13 protein-coding genes and 1 pseudogene are annotated in these 16,883 nt (G+C 74.9%); 5 read left to right on the forward strand and 9 right to left on the reverse strand.

Annotation, left to right across the window (positions count from 1 at the left end):
- The first annotated feature begins 51 nt into the window (after window positions 1-51).
- Window positions 52-2,568, forward strand: coding sequence for a tetratricopeptide repeat protein (locus tag J2S66_RS34775; RefSeq protein ID WP_310313378.1), 2,517 nt, complete (start codon window positions 52-54; stop codon window positions 2,566-2,568).
- On the opposite strand, the gene J2S66_RS34780 is transcribed toward J2S66_RS34775, so the two are convergent.
- Together J2S66_RS34780 and pruA are read right to left on the reverse strand one after the other, a co-directional pair.
- Window positions 2,555-3,478, reverse strand: a complete 924-nt coding sequence (locus tag J2S66_RS34780; RefSeq protein WP_310313381.1) for a proline dehydrogenase family protein — start codon at window positions 3,476-3,478, stop codon at window positions 2,555-2,557. The two genes, J2S66_RS34775 and J2S66_RS34780, sit on opposite strands and share 14 nt — an antisense overlap.
- A gap of 2 nt (window positions 3,479-3,480) precedes the next feature.
- Window positions 3,481-5,106 carry an L-glutamate gamma-semialdehyde dehydrogenase gene (gene pruA, locus J2S66_RS34785; RefSeq protein WP_310313384.1) on the reverse strand — a complete coding sequence of 542 codons (1,626 nt, stop codon included), beginning with the start codon at window positions 5,104-5,106 and terminating at the stop codon, window positions 3,481-3,483.
- A gap of 127 nt (window positions 5,107-5,233) precedes the next feature.
- Between pruA and J2S66_RS34790 the strand changes: the two genes are divergently transcribed.
- Both J2S66_RS34790 and J2S66_RS34795 read left to right on the forward strand, forming a co-directional pair.
- On the forward strand, window positions 5,234-6,775 hold the full coding sequence (locus J2S66_RS34790) for a PucR family transcriptional regulator (protein WP_310313387.1): 1,542 nt from the start codon (window positions 5,234-5,236) through the stop codon (window positions 6,773-6,775).
- 32 nt (window positions 6,776-6,807) lie between these two features.
- Entirely contained in the window at window positions 6,808-7,842 is a 1,035-nt protein-coding gene (locus J2S66_RS34795; RefSeq protein ID WP_310313390.1) for a fatty acid desaturase family protein, read from the forward strand.
- 288 nt (window positions 7,843-8,130) lie between these two features.
- Here J2S66_RS34795 and J2S66_RS37240 read toward each other — a convergent pair.
- The 5 genes and pseudogenes from J2S66_RS37240 to J2S66_RS34815 all read right to left on the reverse strand — a co-directional run.
- A pseudogene (locus J2S66_RS37240) lies at window positions 8,131-8,232 on the reverse strand (DUF6412 domain-containing protein); the annotation flags it as partial.
- 16 nt (window positions 8,233-8,248) lie between these two features.
- Window positions 8,249-8,860, reverse strand: a complete 612-nt coding sequence (locus J2S66_RS34800) for a nucleoside/nucleotide kinase family protein (protein ID WP_310315321.1) — start codon at window positions 8,858-8,860, stop codon at window positions 8,249-8,251.
- Window positions 8,857-9,447 (reverse strand): DUF402 domain-containing protein, encoded by a 591-nt coding sequence (locus J2S66_RS34805; protein ID WP_310313393.1) that lies wholly within the window; start codon window positions 9,445-9,447, stop codon window positions 8,857-8,859. The genes J2S66_RS34800 and J2S66_RS34805 overlap by 4 nt, the downstream gene beginning before the upstream one ends.
- A 21-nt stretch (window positions 9,448-9,468) precedes the next feature.
- Complete coding sequence (locus tag J2S66_RS34810) at window positions 9,469-9,891, reverse strand: aminotransferase-like domain-containing protein (protein WP_310313396.1); 423 nt, start codon at window positions 9,889-9,891, stop codon at window positions 9,469-9,471.
- Window positions 9,837-10,901, reverse strand: a complete 1,065-nt coding sequence (locus J2S66_RS34815) for an aminotransferase-like domain-containing protein (protein ID WP_310313399.1) — start codon at window positions 10,899-10,901, stop codon at window positions 9,837-9,839. The genes J2S66_RS34810 and J2S66_RS34815 overlap by 55 nt, the downstream gene beginning before the upstream one ends.
- Before the next feature lie 63 nt (window positions 10,902-10,964).
- Between J2S66_RS34815 and J2S66_RS34820 the strand changes: the two genes are divergently transcribed.
- A complete protein-coding gene (locus tag J2S66_RS34820; protein WP_310313402.1) occupies window positions 10,965-12,125 on the forward strand; it encodes a trans-sulfuration enzyme family protein in 1,161 nt (386 codons plus the stop codon).
- A gap of 3 nt (window positions 12,126-12,128) precedes the next feature.
- Here J2S66_RS34820 and J2S66_RS34825 read toward each other — a convergent pair whose 3' ends face one another.
- Complete coding sequence (locus J2S66_RS34825; protein ID WP_310313405.1) at window positions 12,129-13,547, reverse strand: GAF domain-containing protein; 1,419 nt, start codon at window positions 13,545-13,547, stop codon at window positions 12,129-12,131.
- A gap of 132 nt (window positions 13,548-13,679) precedes the next feature.
- Between J2S66_RS34825 and exaC the strand changes: the two genes are divergently transcribed.
- Window positions 13,680-15,203 carry an acetaldehyde dehydrogenase ExaC gene (gene exaC, locus J2S66_RS34830; protein ID WP_310313408.1) on the forward strand — a complete coding sequence of 508 codons (1,524 nt, stop codon included), beginning with the start codon at window positions 13,680-13,682 and terminating at the stop codon, window positions 15,201-15,203.
- Between the two features lie 42 nt (window positions 15,204-15,245).
- Here exaC and J2S66_RS34835 read toward each other — a convergent pair whose 3' ends face one another.
- Window positions 15,246-16,865, reverse strand: coding sequence for a beta-N-acetylhexosaminidase (locus tag J2S66_RS34835; RefSeq protein WP_374726169.1), 1,620 nt, complete (start codon window positions 16,863-16,865; stop codon window positions 15,246-15,248).
- Between the last annotated feature and the right edge of the window lie 18 nt (window positions 16,866-16,883).

Below are 16,883 nucleotides of genomic sequence, written 5' to 3' on the forward strand. Positions count from 1 at the left end.
CGCACGTGCGGTCACCCGATCGTGCAGCACGCCGCCGGGCACTATGTGCGGGTGGACCGCACCCTGTCGCCCGGCGAGCTGCTCGACCCGCGGCACGAGGTGGTGCCCTTCCTCGGGCGCGCCGGGGAGGTGGCGGCGCTCACCCGGTGGCGGGATGCCGGCGGCGCGCGGTCAGTGCTGCTGCTGCACGGACCGGCGGGCGTGGGCAAGACCAGGCTGGCGGCGCGCGTCGGCGGCGTCCGGGTGGTCGACGACGCGGACCTCGTGCCGTGGCGCGACCTGCACGACCTGCTGCTGGAGGGCGGGGAGCGGGTGCTGCTGGTGGCCCGCGCGACGGGCTGGTGGTGGTCGGCGGTGCGGCAGCGCGCGGCCGATCTGGGCTACGCCGCCGAGGAGCTGGCCCTGGCCGCCGGAGCGGAGCCGCACGACTTCGGCACGGTGTGCGCGTACGTCGCGAACGCCCTGGGGCTGCCCGCGCCCGACGCGGCGACGACTTCCCGGGTGACGTCCTCCGGGGTGGTGCCTCCCGGCGCGACGTTCCACGACCTGCACGTGGCGGCGGTCGCGGCGGCGCACGGCGCGGTGCCCGACGACGACCCGGCGGAGCTGGTCCGGCGGGTGATGAGCGCGGACCCGGCGCCGCCGCGCGGCCGGTTCGCCGAGGACGTGCTGGCCGTGGCGCTGCTGGACGACCGCATCGCGCCCGAGCCGACGGCGGACGCCCTGGAGGTGCTGATGCGCGCGGCGGGCCGCTGGCCGCACGTGCTGCGCCGCGCCGACGAGCTGTTCACCGCCGACCCCGGCCTGGCGGCGACCGCGTCCGCCGCCGCGCTGCGCGTCCTGGTGGAGCTGGGTTCGCCGGCGTCGGCGCGGGCGGTCGCGCGGCACGTGTTCCACGACGCCCGCTTCCACCGCGACCCGCTGCCCGCCCTGCTCACGCGCGCCCTGCTGGAGGACGCCGCGCCGGTCGTGGGGACGGTGGAGCTGGCCGAGCTGCACGGGGCGCTGGCCGCCCGGGCCGCGCTCGCCGGGTTGCGCGAGGAGGCGGTGGGGGCGTCGCGGCGCGAGGTGGTCCTGTACCGGCGCGCCGCCGGGGACGACCCGGAGCACCGGCTGTCGCTGGCCGACGCGCTGGGTGACCTGGGGTTGCGGCTGGTCGCGGTGGGCCGGGCCGGGGAGGCGCTGGAGGTGGCGCGGGAGGCGGTGCGGCTGCTGCGGGTCGTCGTGGCCGGGGACGACGACCACGTGCCGCGCCTCGCGGTCGCCCTGGACCGGCTGGGCCTGCGGCACGCGAGCCTCGGCGACGGGGAGGAGGCGCTGGCCGCGGTGGCCGAGGCGGCGGCCCGGTACGGCGAGCTGGTGAAGCGCGACCCGGCGCTGTTCGGGCCGGAGCAGGCGAAGGTCACGCACCACCACGCGGTGCGCCTGCTCGACGTCGGACGCCGGGAGGAGGCCGTGCGGACCGCGCGGCTCGCGGTGGCGCGGTGGCGCGAGGTGGCGGAGGGCGACCCGAGGTTCGAGGCGGAGTCGGCCCGCGCGCTGCGGTCGGTCGCGTCCCTGCTGGCGCACACCGACGACCTGGCCGGTGCGGACGAGGCGCTCGGCGTCGTCCAGGAGTCGATCTCGCTGCTGCGCAGGCTCGCCCGCGCCAACCCGGCCGACTTCGAACCGGAGCTGGCGTCGGCCCTGGGCGAGGCGAGCGCGCTGCTGCGCCGCCGGGGCCGGTTCGCCGAGGCCCTGGCCGCGTCCGGGGAGGCGGTCCTGCTGCGCAGGCGGGCGGCGCGCGACGCCGATCCGGACGCCGTCGCCAGGTTGGCCTCGGCGTTGGCGGAGCAGGCGGACGTGCTCCGCGAACCGGAGCGCTCGGCGGCGGCGGAGGAGGCCGCGGACCTGCTCAGGCCCCTGGCGGCGCGGCTGCCGGCGCACCGGGTGGCGTTCGCCGCCGCCCTGGCGCGGGTGGCGCGGGTGCTGCTGGACGCGGACCGCGACCACGAGGCGCGCCGCGTCGTGGACGAGGTGACCGCGATCGACCTGCGGCTGCCGAGGCCGTTGCTGGTGGCGCGCGGACCGGGGCTGGCGTCGGCGCTGCACGCCCTGGCCGGCGCGCTGGCCGACCACCGGCACGGCGAGCGGGCGCGGCGCGTCGCCGAGCGGGAGGCCGGGGTGTGGCGCGAGCTGCTGGGCCACCACCGGGCCGCGCCGGCGGCGTACGCGGCGGCCGTGCACCGGGCCGCCGGGTACGCGACCGGGGACGACGGGCTGCACCGGGCGCGGGGAGCCGTGCTGGTGTGGCACCTGACCCGCACGCCGGAGGAGCTGGCCCTCGATGTCGGGTACGCGGAGGCGCTGTCCCGCTACGCGCGCCGGTGCGTGGCGGCGGGTGCGGAGGTCGACCGGGCGCTGCTGCCCGCGCACCGCGCCGTCGTGGTGCTGCGGGCGGCGGGCGTGCCGCGGGAGGTGCTGCTGCGGGCGGTCGAGGTGGTGGACGACGTGGTCCGGGCGCACGCCGACCCGGAGGCGGCGCGCGCCCGGCTGCGCGACGAGGTGGGGCGCGTCAGCCCGTGGTGACCAGGGACCGCAGGAAGAACGCCACGTTCGCCGGGCGCTCGGCCAGCCGGCGCATGAAGTAGCCGTACCACTCGTCCCCGTAGGGCACGTACACGCGCATCCGGTTGCCGGCGGCGGCGATGCGGCGCTGCTCGTCGGGCCGGATGCCGTAGAGCATCTGGAACTCGTAGCTGTCGGCCGACCGGTGCGACGCCAGGTCGTGGGCGATGGCGATGAGCCGCGGGTCGTGCGAGGCCACCATCGGGTAGCCCTCGCCCGCCATCAGCACCTTCAGGCAGCGCACGTACGACAGGTCGACGTCCGCCTTGTCCTGGAAGGCCACCGACTCGGGCTCCTGGTAGGCGCCCTTGCACAGCCGCACGCGCGACCCGGCGTGCGCCAGGTCCCGGCAGTCCTGCTCGGTGCGCCGCAGGTACGCCTGGAGCACCGCGCCCACCCACGGGAAGTCGACGCGCAGCTCGCGCAGGATGCCGAGCGTCGAGTCGGTGGTGGTGTGGTCCTCCATGTCCAGGGTGACCGTGGTGCCCACCGCGCCCGCCGCCTCGCAGATGCGGCGGGCGTTCTCCAGGGCGGTCTTCTCGCCGTCCACGGGCAGGAACTGGCCCACCGCGGACAGCTTCACCGACACCTCGGCGCGGTCGGTGTGCCCGGCCTCGTCCAGTCTGCGCAGCAGGTCGAGGTAGGCGTCGACGGTCGCCGTCGCCTGGGCGGCGTCCCGGGTGTCCTCGCCGAGGTGGTCGAGGGTGACGCGGCGGCCGTCGGCGAGCACCTCGCCGGTGGTGGCCACGGCGGCGTCCACGTCGTCACCGGAGATGAAGCGCTTGACGACGGGCCTGGTCAGCGGCGTGCGCTCGACGAGGCCGCGGATCGACTCCGAGCGGGCGGCGGCGAGCAGCGTTGCGCGGAGCACGGTCACCCCTGGTGCGGGTAGCGGGACGACGTGGGCGCCACGAACGTCTCCTTGATGGAACGGGGGCTGACCCAGCGCAGCAGGTTGTGGATCGACCCCGCCTTGTCGTTGGTGCCGGACGCCCGGCCGCCGCCGAAGGGCTGCTGGCCGACGACCGCGCCGGTCGGCTTGTCGTTGACGTAGAAGTTGCCCGCGGCGAACCGCAGGTCCTCCTGCGCCTTCGCGATGGCCTGGCGGTCGCGGGCGACGACCGCGCCGGTCAGGCCGTACGGGGCCGCGCTCTCCATCTGCTCCACGACGGCGTCGTAGTCGGCGTCGTCGTAGACGTGCACGGCGAGCACGGGGCCGAAGTACTCGGTGGTGAACACCTCGTGGCCGGGGTCCGAGCCGACGAGCACGGTGGGCCGCACGAAGAAGCCGTCGCCGTCGTCGGCGGTGCCGCCGGCCACGACCTCCAGCTTGTCGTCGTCACGGGCCGCCGACAGCACGCCGGACAGCTTGTCGAACGAGCGGCGGTCGATCACGGCGCCCATGAAGTTCGACAGGTCGGTCACGTCGCCCATGGTCAGCGACTCGACCTCGGAGACCAGGTCGTCCTTCACCCGGTTCCACACCGAGCGCGGCACGTAGGCGCGCGACGCCGCCGAGCACTTCTGGCCCTGGTACTCGAACGCGCCGCGGACCAGCGCGGTGCGCAGCACGTCCACGTCGGCCGACGGGTGGGCCAGCACGAAGTCCTTGCCGCCGGTCTCGCCGACGATGCGCGGGTAGGAGCGGTAGCCGGAGATGTTCGCGCCGACCTGGCCCCACAGGTGCTGGAACGTCTTCGTCGACCCGGTGAAGTGGATGCCCGCCAGGTCCGGGTCGGCCAGCGCCACCTCGGACACGGCCAGCCCGTCGCCGGGCAGCAGGTTGATCACGCCCGGCGGCATGCCCGCCTCTTCGAGCAGGCGCATGGTCAGGTGCGCGGCGAAGCTCTGCGTGGGCGACGGCTTCCACAGCACCACGTTGCCCATCAGGGCGGGGGCGGTGGGCAGGTTGCCCGCGATGGCGGTGAAGTTGAACGGCGTGATCGCGTAGACGAAGCCCTCCAGCGGGCGGTGGTCCGTGCGGTTCCACACGCCGGGCGAGGACTGCGGCTGCTCGGCGAGCAGTTGGCGGCCGAACGAGACGTTGAAGCGCCAGAAGTCGATCAGCTCGCACGCGGCGTCGATCTCGGCCTGGATCGCGGTCTTGGACTGGCCGAGCATCGTGGCGGCGTTGAGCGTGGACCGCCACGGGCCGGCGAGCAGCTCGGCGGCGCGCAGCAGGATCGCGGCGCGGTCGTCATAGGACATCGCGCGCCACGCCGGGGCGGCTTCCTTGGCGGCCGCGATGGCGTCCCGGGTGTCCTGCCGGGTGGCGCCGTGCAGGGTGCCGAGGACGGCCCGGTGGTTGTGCGGCTGCACGACGTCGAAGCGCTCGCCGCCGCCGACGCGCTGCTCGCCCCCGATCGTGAGGGTCAGGTCGAGGGGCTCCTTGGCCAGCTCGGCCAGCTTCGCCTGCAGCTGCGCGCGCTCCGGGGTACCGGGGGCGTAGCTGAGGATGGGCTCGTTCACCGGTGCGGGCACCCTGGTCACGGCATCCACGAGCAGCTCCTTCTGACGACGATCCGGGGGTACCCAACGGTAGGACCGCCGACACGACGCTCTGTTGTCCGCACGGCTAGGCTTGGTCACCGGCGGTTGTGGGATCGGACAAACGGGGTGGGGCGGGATGAGCCTGCGCCAGGTGTTGATCGCGTTGGGCGACCCGCTCGTCGAGGTTCAGGCCGCGCCGCACGGGCTGGAGGGCGACGTCCTCGACGTCGTGATCCTCGACCCCGACGACGTGCCGGATGTGCGGCCGGGTGATTTCGCACTGGTCGTCGGCGCTCGCGGTCGCGCGGCGCTGCCGCTGGTCAGGGCCGCCGGAGCCGGGGGAGCGGTGGCCGTGGCGGTCAAGGTGGACGCGCCCGCCCCGGTCCTGCGCCAGGCCGCCGCCGACGCCGGGGTCGCGCTGCTGGCGGTGCGTCCCGAAGTGCGCTGGGAACACCTCGAAGCGCTGGTCAGGGGCGTCGTGCAGACCGCGAGGTCGAGCGCGGACGCGGGTGCGGTGGAGGTGCTCGGCGACCTGTTCGGGCTCGCCCAGACCATCGCGTCGCTGACCGGCGGCATCGTGAGCATCGAGGACACCGCGAGCCGCGTGCTGGCCTACTCGCGCTCCTCCGACGAGGTCGACGAGCTGCGCCGGCTGTCCATCCTCGGCCGCCAGGGGCCCGAGCCGTACCTGTCGATGCTCCGCGACTGGGGCGTTTACCAGCGGCTCCGGTCGGGCGAGGAGGTCGTGCGCATCGACGAGCGCCCCGAGCTGGGCATCCGCCGCCGCATCGCGGTGGGCGTCCACGCGGGCGCGCAGCCGCTCGGCACGATCTGGGTGCAGGAGGGCGAGACGCCGCTCACCGAGGAGTCCGAGCGGGCGCTGCTCGGCGCGGCCCGCGTCACCGCCCTGCACCTCGTGCAGCAGCGGGAGCCCGCGGCGGCGTTCCGGGAGAACCTGCTGGCCTCGCTGCTCGACGGCCGGATGGACGCCGGGTCGATCGCCGAGCAGATCGGCGCCGACCCCGACCGGCCCGCCGCCGTGGTGGTGTTCGCGCTGCGCGGCCAGGAGCACGCCGACCGCACCCAGCACGAGCTGCGCCGCACCGAGATGACCAGCCTGATCTCCGTGCACGCCGCCGCCTACCGCCGCACGGCCCTGGTGAGCAGGCAGAACGGCCGCACCTACGCCCTGCTGCCGGACCTGCCGCCGAAGGCGCCGCTGCTCGCGCTGACCCGGGAGATCGTGGCCGCGGCGCGGCGGCACATGGGGCTGGTGGTGCAGGCCGCCGTCGGCCGCACGGTGCCCGTGGTGGACGAGGTGATGCTCTCCCGGGCCGAGGCCGACCGCGTGCTGGACGCCATGGCGCGCGACCTCGACGCCGAGGTGGCGACCCTGGCGGACGTGCGGTCGCGAGTGCTGGTCAGCGAGACCCTGGCGCTGCTCGCCGAGCACCCGCGCATCCGCGACCCGCGCCTGGACCTGCTGGACGCGGACCTGGCCAGGTCCCTGCTGACCTACCTCGACGAGTTCGGCGACGTGCGCACCGCGGCGGCCCGGCTGCACGTGCACCCGAACACGCTGCGCTACCGGGTGCGCCGTGCCGCGGAGGTCGGCGGGTTCGACCTGGACGACCCGCTGCTCCGGTTGTTCGCGCAGCTGCAACTGAGGCTGACCTGAGGAACCCCGGACCGCGCCGTACCCTGACAGGGGTGAGCACCCAAGCCCGCGGCAGCGACTTCGCTGAGTTGTCCAGGTTGGTCAAGCAGCAAGGTCTGCTGGACCGGCGCATCGGTTTCTACGTCCTGTACCTGGTAGGCGTGCTGTGCGCCTTGGCACTGACCGTGGCCGCCATGGTGCTGATCGGTGACTCGTGGTGGCAGCTGGCCGTCGCGGTCGCCCTCGCCGTCGTCTTCACCCAGATCGCGTTCCTCGGCCACGACGCCGGACACCGGCAGGTGTTCGCCGACGGCCGGGCGAACCACACCACCGGCCTGCTGCTGGGCAACCTCCTCGTCGGCGTGGGCTTCGGCTGGTGGATGGGCAAGCACAGCCGCCACCACGCCAACCCGAACCACGAGGACGAGGACCCGGACGTCGACATCGCCGTCCTCGCGTTCAGCGCCGAGCAGGCCGAGCGCAAGCGCGGCTTCTTCCGCTGGGTCGTCAAGCACCAGGCGTGGCTGTTCTTCCCCCTGCTCCTCCTCGAAGGCTTCAGCCTGCACATCATCAGCACGGCCGCCGCGGTGCGCCGCGAGGTCAAGGGCTGGAAGCTGGAGCTGGTGCTGCTGGCCGTGCACTTCGCCGGCTACCTGACGATCGTGTTCCTGGTGATGTCGCCCGGCAAGGCCCTGGCGTTCATCGCGATCCACCAGGGCCTCTTCGGCGTGTACATGGGCATCTCGTTCGCGCCGAACCACAAGGGCATGCCGGTGCTCCAGGCCGGCCACCAGCTGGACTTCCTGCGCAAGCAGGTGCTGACCTCCCGCAACGTCAAGGGCGGCTGGTTCACCGACATCCTGCTCGGCGGCCTGAACTACCAGATCGAGCACCACCTGTTCCCGAACATGCCGCGACCGCACCTGCGGCACGCGCAGGCGCTGGTCCGCGAGTTCTGCGAGCGCCACTCGGTGTCCTACGCCGAGTGCGGCCTGTTCAGGTCCTACGGGTACGTGCTGAGCTACCTGCACGAGGCGGGAGCCGGATTGCGCGGTACGGGAAAGCTCGCTCCAGCAGGCTCCAGGTAGTGCCGGCCGCCTGGTAGACCCGGCGGCCGGCGGCAGCACGGCGGCGACGAGCACCGTGCCGAACGGCAGGGGCCGCAGCAGCCCGGCGAAGGGCTGCTGCGGCCCTCCCGACCTCGCGGCCCGCCACCGCGAGGTGGCGAACGCCACCACCGCGCGCACCCGGCGGCCCGGCCCGGCGGGTGGGTCGGCAGCCGGACGGCCGCGGTGAACAGGACGACGGCCAGGGCGTGGAACATCGGTCGAACTCCGTCTCCGGAGCGGGGGAAAGGGGACTCCGGCGCTCAGGCCGAGTCCCGGTGCCCCGGGACGGGGACGCCCGGCGGCGTCGGGGTCGCGCAGCCGCGGGAACGCGGCGCGCGGTGACCTCTCGCGGATCGACGGCGACCGCACCCACGCGGGCCCCCGCTCACACCGGACCGACGAGCGCGGGCCGCGCGGGGTGGTCGTAGCGCACCGTCACGTCGGCGTGCGGCTCGTACCCCGCGTACGCGGGCAGCGTCCACCGCTCCTCGTCCGGCACCTGCCGCTCCAGCGCGCCCGGCGACAGCCACAGGTGCACGGTCAGCTCGGCGGGCAGCCACTTGTCCAGCAGCAGCGTGCCGTCCAGCAGCAGCACGCCGCCCGCGCCGAGCACCACGTAGTCGGCGCGGCTGGCCCGGTCGGTCTCCGCGTTCCACAGCGACGGCAGCACCCGCCCCGACCCTCCGGGCTCCAGCGGGTCGAGCACCTCGCGGGTCAGGCCGCCCACGTCCAGCCACGAGTCGCGGAACGAGTCCGGGTCGTGCCGGCCGAACTCCAGGCGCACGGACGCGGGCCGCAGGAAGTCGCCCGCCGACACCCGCAGCACGGGCCTGCCGAGCGCGCGCAGCGGCTCGACCAGCGCGTCCGCCAGCCCGCCCGGCTTGGTGGGCGCGGCGCCGTCGACGATCACCCGGGACCAGGTGTCGCGGGGCAGCGCGTCGACCCGCGCGACCAGCTCGTCCACCAGGGCCTGCGGCGACAGGGGCATGACCTTCAGTAGTCCTCCCACCCCTCGGGCAGCGTGGGCGCGGGCCACGCCGGGTCGGGCGCCCAGTCGCCCCACGCCGGGTCCCACCACGTCGTGCCCGCGGTGAGCATGGCCGCCACCTCCTCGGCGGTGCGGCAGATCGCCTCGGCCTCCGCCGCGTCGTACCTGCCCTCGGCGACGTACCGCTCGAACTCGTCGCGGTCCAGCTCGTGCCAGTCCCCGTCGACCGGTACCCAGAAGTCCAGCGCGTGGTCGAGCGTGTCGAACCCCAGCGCGGTGCGGCGGAACGGGGCCTGGAGGTTGAGGTAGAACCCGGCGAACCGGCGGTCCTCGTCCTGCCAGTACAGGTCGACCGAGTAGGCGTCGCCCGGCCGGTGCAGCTGGAGCCTGCCGTGGCCGCGCCAGTGCGTGCGGCCCAGCGCCTGCCCGTGGTGCGGTCGCGGGTGCGGCGGGTAGCCGAGTTCGGTGTCCGGCACCGTGAACACGACGAGCAGGTCCGGCCCGTCGAGCACCACGCGCGTCGGCGTGACCGACCACGGCCGGCCGTGCAGCACCTCGCGGCGCAGCGCCACGTCCCCCGGTGCGAAGTACCCCATGCGGCCAAGCCTAGGACGCCGCTACACAGCCATCACCGGGAGGACGGGCCGGACGGCGGGGTCCGCGGCGTACGCGCGCCACGCGGCGGCGAGCTTCGCGACGGCGTCGTCCAGGACGGCGGGGTCGGCGGTGAACGCGATCCGCAGCCGGTCGCCGCTGCCGCCCGACGGGTCCAGCGAACCACCCGGCAGGACGGCCACCCCGTGCCGCAGCGCGACCTGCGCGTACGAGGCCGCGTCACACCCGGGCAGCCGCACCCACAGCGTCTGGCCGCCCGGCGCCGGGTCGAACGCCCAGTCGGGCAGCTCCCGGCGCAGCCCCGCGGCGAGGTGGTCGTGCCGCTCCCGCAGCAGCGCCACCCGACGGTCCCGCACCGCGTCGAACCCGGTCACCAGCTCGGCCGCCGCGAGCTGGTCGAGCACCGACCCGCCCAGGTCGTGCACGGCCCGGAACCGGGCCAGCCGCTCCACCAGCGCGGGCCGCGCGCGCACCCAGCCGGTGCGCAGCCGCCCCACACCACCTTGCTCAGCGAACCGACGGTGATCACCTCCGGCGCGTGCGCGGCGGTGGCCTCGACGGGCCCGGCGAAGGCCAGTTCGGCGAGCACGTCGTCCACGACCAGCGGCACCCCGGCCTCGACGGCGGCACGCGCCAGCCGCCGCCGCTCCAGGGCGGGCATCGTGGTGCCGACGGGGTTCTGCACGGCGGGCATGACGTAGGCGAGCGCGGGCCGCTGCCGGGTGAGCGCGTCGGCGAACGCCGCGCCGTCGCCGGCGGGGGAGTGCCGGACGACCGCGGCGGCCTCCCGGAGCAGGTCGAGCGCGCCGGGGTACGTCGGAGCCTCCACCAGCACCTCGTCGCCCGGTGCGACCAGTGCCCTGACCAGCAGCGCGAGCGCCTGCTGCGCGCCCGTCGCGACCAGGATGTGCGCCGGGGTCGTCGGCACGCCCAGCGCGGTGTACCGGGCGGCCAGGGCGGCGCGCAGCTCCGGCCGACCCAGCGGGTGGTAGCCCAGATCGGGTCCACCGAGCCGGTCGAGCGCGCGCCGATGGGCCTCCACGTACTCCGCCGGCGCCCACAGCGGGCCCGCGCAGGCCAGCTGGAGGACGCCGTCCGGCGGTTCCAGCAGGTTGACGAACATCGGGTTGGCGGTCCCGTCGCGGGCCGCGTCCACCGCCGGGTGCCCCCCGGGCGCCACCCACGTGCCGCTGCCCCGCCGCCGGACCAGCCTGCCCTCCTCGCGCAGCAGGTCGTAGGCGGCGACCACGGTCGTGCGGCCGACCGCGAGCCCGGCCGCCAGCGCCCGGTCCGGCGGCAGCGGCGTGCCCGCGGGCAACCGGCCCTCGTCCACCAGTTCGCGCAGGCGGCAGGCCAGCAGCAGGTGCAGCGGGCCCCGGCCCGCCGACCACCGGCCGAGCCGCCCCGCCAGGTCGTCCACCGGTATTGGCCTCATCAGCGGACCAATCTAGCCGTATTGGCGCTGTCGCCCCGGCCCACCGGTCAGCACGATCGGCACATGCGACCGGAGACCCGCCTCGTGCACACCGAGACTCCTCGACCCACCGGCACGCCCCTGGCCGTGCCGCTGTACCAGACCTCCGGGTTCTCGTTCGACGACCTGGAGACCTTCGCCGACGGCATGGGCAGGCCGGACGGCGCGTTCGTCTACACCCGGATGGGCAACCCGACCGTGCGCACCCTGGAGAACGCGGTCGCGGACCTGGAGGGCGGTGCGGCCGGGCTGGCCGCCGCCTCCGGCATGGGCGCCATCGGCAGCGTGCTGCACGGCGTGCTGCGGACCGGCGACCACGTGGTCGCGCAGCGCGACCTGTACGGCGGCACGCACGCGCTGCTGCGCGACCTGGCGGAGCGGTGGGGCGTCACGGTCACCCGCGTGTCCGGGCACGACCCCGACGAGCTGCGCGCCGCGCTGGGCCCGCGCACCCGGCTGCTGTACCTGGAGACGATCGCCAACCCCGCCGGGCACGTCAGCGACCTGGCGGCGCTGGCCGCCGTGGCGCGCGAGGCGGGCGTCCTCGTCGTCGTGGACAACACCTTCGCCACGCCCCTGCTGTGCCGCCCGGTCGAGCACGGCGCGGACGTGGTGGTCCACTCGACCACGAAGTACCTGGCGGGCCACAGCGACGTCATCGGCGGGGTCGCCGTGTTCGCCGACGCCGCGCTCCACCGCGAGGTGTGGGAGCACGCGGTGGAGTACGGCGCCACCGCGGACCCGTTCGCGGCGTGGCTGACCCTGCGCGGCCTGCGCACCCTGCCCCTGCGGATGCGCGCGCACTGCGCCAACGCCGAGGTGCTCGCCCACCGGCTCGCCGCGCACCCGGCCGTGGCGGCGGTGCACTGGCCGGGGCTGCCCGACCACCCCAGCCACGAGGTGGCCGCCCGCCTGCTGTCCGGCTGCGGCGGCACGTTCTCGTTCGACCTCGTCGGCGGTCGCGCGGCCGGGGAGGCGTTCGTCGGCGCGCTGCGGCTGGTGAAGCCGGCGCCGTCGCTGGGCGGCACCGAGACCCTGGTGCTGCACCCGGCGAGCACGTCGCACCGCCGGCTGGACGAGGCCGAGCTGCGGGCGTCGGGCATCGCGGGCGGCACGATCAGGCTCTCCGCGGGCGTCGAGCACGTCGACGACCTCTGGGACGACCTGGCGAACGCCCTCCCGTAGGGCTCAGCCCGAGGCCAGCGCCCGGCGCAGCCGGCCGATCGCCACCTCGCGGCGCGGGTCGGCGCGCGGCAGCAGGCGCACCAGCCGTTCGAGCACCTCGACGTCCTCCGACACCAGGCCGAACGCCCACAGCGCCTCCGCGTCGCCCCGGTCCAGCACGCCGCGCCGCACGGCCGCCGCCAGGTCCTCGCGCTCCTCGCGCACCACCGGCGCCTCGGACCGGGGCAGCAGCTCGCCCCGGTACGCCGCCGCGGCCGGCGCCACGTCGCCCGCCGCCAACGCCTCGCGCACCGCGAGGAAGTCGCCGCGCACGTCCGCGGACAACCGGTACGGCCTGGTCAGCAGCACGCCGCGGAGCCGGTCGCGGAGCCGGTGCAGCTCGGCGCGCACCGTCGTCGGGTTGCCGCGCTCGCCGTAGACCCGCAGCGCCAACTGGTCCGCGGTCAGCCCCTTCGGGTGCAGCGCCAGCGCCAGCAGCAGTTCGGCGTGCCGCAGCGACAGCGGCAGCTCGCGCCCGTCCAGCGAGGCCGAGACCGAGCCCAGGAACCGCAGTACCAGCACAGGGCTCCGGTCGCCCCGGCGCGGCACGCGCAGCAGGTAGCCCTCCTCCAGCGGCTCCAGCCGCGCCTCCCGCCCGTCGGCCAGCCGCACCCGGTCGCCGGACACGTCCACGCGCGCGCCCAGGGCCTCGCCCGACGACGAGGCCAGCACCCGTCCGCTGGGGCTGAGCAGCGCGCCCGGCTCGCCGCGCAGGGCCACGAGGTGCCGCATCCCGGTGGCGCGCAGCCGTTCGTCCCGCGCCTCCTGCCGGACCCGCAACTGGCCCTCCGCCAACCGCGCCGCCGCCGACACCAGCGCCACCACCGCCGGGTGCACGCTGGTCAACGGCCCGCTCACGTCCACGACGCCGATCGTGCGGCCGGTGTCCGGGTCGCGCACGGGGCTCGCCGCGCACGTCCACCCGTGGTAGGCGCGCACCAGGTGCTCCGCCGAGTGCACGGTCACCGGCCGGCCGAGCGCCAGCGCCGTGCCCATCGCGTTCGTGCCGATCGCGGCCTCGGTCCAGCACGCGCCCTCGGCCAGCCGCACCCGCTCGGCCAGGCCGCGCACCGACGCCTTGCCCTCGCACCACAGGACGTTGCCGTCCGCGTCGGTGATCAGCATGACGTGCTCGGCCTCGTCGGCGATGCTCACCAGCGTCTCGCGCAGCAGGGGCAGCGCCGCCGCGAGGGGGTGTGCCCCGCGCAGGTCGGCCACCTCGGCGCGGTCGAGCACCACGGGCGCCTCGTGCCGCTCCGGGTCGACCCGCGCGGCCAGCGAGCGCCGCCACGACTCGACGATCAGCTCTCGCGCGCCGTGCGCCCGGTCCCCGCTCAGCACCAGCTCGTGCAGGTGCGCGAGTCGTCGCGGGTCCGGTCCCATGGGCGCCTCCTCGATCCAGGATGACTGTCCACCGACGTGCCGGGCAAACCGATCGCTGATCCGTTCGGGTGCAACGCGCCTGCAACGTGGGACCGCGCACGCTCCACCCCACCACCGACGCGGGAGGTAGGCATGGCGAGGTACGCGGCGCCCGGGCAGAAGGGCAGCGTCGTGTCGTACCGGGACCGGTACGACCACTTCATCGGCGGCGAGTACGTGGCCCCGGTCAGGGGCGGCTACTTCGAGAACCGCACGCCGGTCACCGGCGAGGTGTTCACCGAGGTCGCCCGCGGCACCGCCGAGGACGTCGACCTCGCGCTGGACGCCGCCCACGGCGCCGCGCGGGCGTGGGGCCGCACGTCGGCCGCCGAGCGCGCGAACGTGCTCAACGACGTCGCCGACCGGATCGAGGACCACCTCGAAGCCCTCGCCGTCGCCGAGACGTGGGAGAACGGCAAGCCGATCCGGGAGACGCTGGCCGCCGACCTGCCGCTGGCGGTGGACCACTTCCGCTACTTCGCGGGCGTCGTCCGGGCGCAGGAGGGCGGCATCTCGCAGATCAGCGAGGACCTGGTGGCCTACCACTTCCCGGAGCCGCTGGGCGTGGTGGGCCAGATCATCCCGTGGAACTTCCCGCTGCTCATGGCCACCTGGAAGCTCGCGCCCGCGCTGGCCGCGGGCAACACCGTGGTGCTCAAGCCCGCCGAGCAGACCCCGGCGTCGATCCACGTGCTGATGGGCCTCATCGCGGAACTGCTGCCGCCCGGCGTGGTCAACGTCGTCAACGGCTTCGGCGAGGAGGCGGGCAAGCCCCTCGCGTCCAGCCGCCGCGTCGCCAAGGTCGCGTTCACCGGCGAGACGTCCACCGGCCGGCTGATCATGCGGTACGCGAGCGAGAACCTGGTCCCGGTGACGCTGGAGCTGGGCGGCAAGAGCCCCAACATCTTCTTCGCCGACGTGGCGGCGCGGCGGGACGCGTTCTACGACAAGGCGCTGGAGGGCTTCACCATGTTCGCCCTCAACCAGGGCGAGGTGTGCACGTGCCCGTCGCGGGCGCTCGTGCAGAGCGGCATCTACGACCGCTTCCTCGCCGACGCCACCGAGCGCACGAAGGCGGTGAAGCAGGGCCACCCGCTCGACACCGCGACGATGATCGGCGCGCAGGTCAGCCGCGAGCAGTTCGACAAGGTCATGTCCTACGTCGAGGTCGGCAAGCGGGAGGGCGCGCGCCTGGTGTGCGGCGGCGAGCCCGCGGACCTCGGCGGCGAGCTGTCCGGCGGTTACTACGTCACGCCCACGATCTTCGAGGGCGACAACAAGATGCGGGTCTTCCAGGAGGAGATCTTCGGCCCGGTCGTCGCGGTGACCCGGTTCGACGACTTCGACGACGCGGTGAAGACCGCCAACGACACGCCGTACGGCCTGGGCGCGGGCGTGTGGTCGCGCGATGGCGGCGTGGCCTACCGGGCCGGCCGGGAGATCCAGGCAGGCCGGGTGTGGGTGAACAACTACCACGCCTACCCGGCGCACGCGGCGTTCGGCGGCTACAAGCAGTCCGGCATCGGCCGCGAGAACCACCGCGTCATGCTCGACCACTACCAGCAGACGAAGAACCTGCTGGTCAGCTACTCGCCGGACGCGCAGGGCTTCTTCTAGGAGCGGGAGGGGGAGCCGGCGCGGACCGGCTCCCCCTCGGCGTCACCCCCGCCAGGGCACCTGGGGGTGGCGGTGGTAGTTCACGCCCTGCACGTCCCACCGCTCGCCCTGTGCGGCCAGCCGGACCTTGAACCCCTCCCAGTCGTGCGTCGACCACGGCGACCAGCCCAGCTCGGCGATCGCGGGCAGGCGCGGGAACGCCATGAACTCCACGTCCGCGGAGTTCGTCAGCGTCTCGCTCCACAGCGGGGCCTCCACGCCGCGCACCGCCTCGGCGGGCAACCCCTCGACGTACGCGCCGGGGTTCCAGTCGTAGGCGTCCTGCACGTCGGTGTACCCGGCCCAGGACAGGCCCAGCGGCGTGCTCGCGTCGTACTTCATGTCCAGGTACGCCTTGTTGGCGGGCGACAGCACGACCTGGTTGCCCCGCGCCGCCGCCTCGACCACGTCCGGCGCGGTGGTCCTGGTGCCCCAGAACTGCGGCACCGCCGACGCGGGCGGACCGGCCTTGACGAACTCGTGCCAGCCGGTGGCGACCTTGCCGTGCGCGGCCACCAGGGGCAGCACCCTGTCCATGAACAGGTCGTAGTCCGGGTCGGTGGTGGCGTGCGCCTCGTCCCCGCCGATGTGGACGTACTTCCCCGGCGTCAGCGCGGCCAGCTCGCGCAGCACGTCGTCCACGAACCTGTACGTGATGTCCTTGTCGATGCACAACGAGCTGAAGCCGACCTCGATGCCGGTGTAGAGCGGCGGTGCGACGCCGTCGCAGTTCAGCTCCGGGTAGGAGGAGAGCGCGGCGTTGGTGTGGCCCGGCATGTCGATCTCCGGGATCACCGTGATGTGGCGTGCGGCCGCGTACGCCACCAGGTCCCGGTACTGCTCCTGGGTGTAGAACCCGCCGGGGCCGCCGCCGACCTCCGTGCTGCCGCCGTGCGCGGTGAGGTTCGGCCAGCTCTTGATCTCCAGCCGCCAGCCCTGGTCGTCGGTGAGGTGCAGGTGCAGCCGGTTGACCTTGTAGAGCGCGATCTGGTCGATGTACCGCTTGACCTCGTCGGGCGAGAAGAAGTGCCGGGCCACGTCGAGCATCGCGCCCCGGTGGGCGTAGCGCGGGTAGTCGAGCACCCGGCCGCCGGGGGCGGTGAACGGCCCGCGCTGCTTCGTCTTCGCCTCGACCTTCGCGGGCAGGATCTGGCGGAACGTCTGCACGCCCGCGAACAGGCCCGCGGCGGTGCGGGCGCGGATGACCACGCCGAGCCGCGTCACGTCGAGCTGGTAGCCCTCGTCACCGACCCTCGGGTCCGCGCCGGCGAGCAGCAGCGTGATGCCGCGGGCGGACGCGCCGGGCACGACGGGCAGCCGGTAGCCGGTGGACGGCCGCAGCACGCCCGCGAGGAACTCGCCGACCTGCTCGGCGCCCGCCGAACCGGGGTGGGTGTGGATGCGGGTGTCCGCGCCGAGGGTGAAGGTCACCCCGGGGCGGGGGGTGGCGCTGACGGGGGCGGGCACGATGTGGCGCAACGGGTTCTCCGGAGCTGCGTGGGCGGGCGTCGCCGCGCCCACCGCGCCCACGACCAGCAGCGCGACGAGCGCTCGGCCGAGCCCGCGTCGTCCGGAACCTGATCTCGGCGACCCCGATGTCCGGGTCGTTGATCTGCTGGGCAACTGACGACCTCCTGGCCG

Source organism: Saccharothrix longispora, from assembly GCF_031455225.1.
Lineage (GTDB): Bacteria > Actinomycetota > Actinomycetes > Mycobacteriales > Pseudonocardiaceae > Actinosynnema > Actinosynnema longispora.

What these genes read in the sequence shown, in the direction of transcription:
- J2S66_RS34820 (WP_310313402.1), top strand. Translation starts at nt 10,965, where the DNA reads ATGCGACCGGAGACCCGCCTCGTGCACACCGAGACTCCTCGACCCACC.
- J2S66_RS34825 (WP_310313405.1), bottom strand. Translation starts at nt 13,547, where the DNA reads ATGGGACCGGACCCGCGACGACTCGCGCACCTGCACGAGCTGGTGCTG.
- J2S66_RS34815 (WP_310313399.1), bottom strand. Translation starts at nt 10,901, where the DNA reads ATGAGGCCAATACCGGTGGACGACCTGGCGGGGCGGCTCGGCCGGTGG.
- J2S66_RS34805 (WP_310313393.1), bottom strand. Translation starts at nt 9,447, where the DNA reads ATGGGGTACTTCGCACCGGGGGACGTGGCGCTGCGCCGCGAGGTGCTG.
- J2S66_RS34790 (WP_310313387.1), top strand. Translation starts at nt 5,234, where the DNA reads ATGAGCCTGCGCCAGGTGTTGATCGCGTTGGGCGACCCGCTCGTCGAG.
- exaC (WP_310313408.1), top strand. Translation starts at nt 13,680, where the DNA reads ATGGCGAGGTACGCGGCGCCCGGGCAGAAGGGCAGCGTCGTGTCGTAC.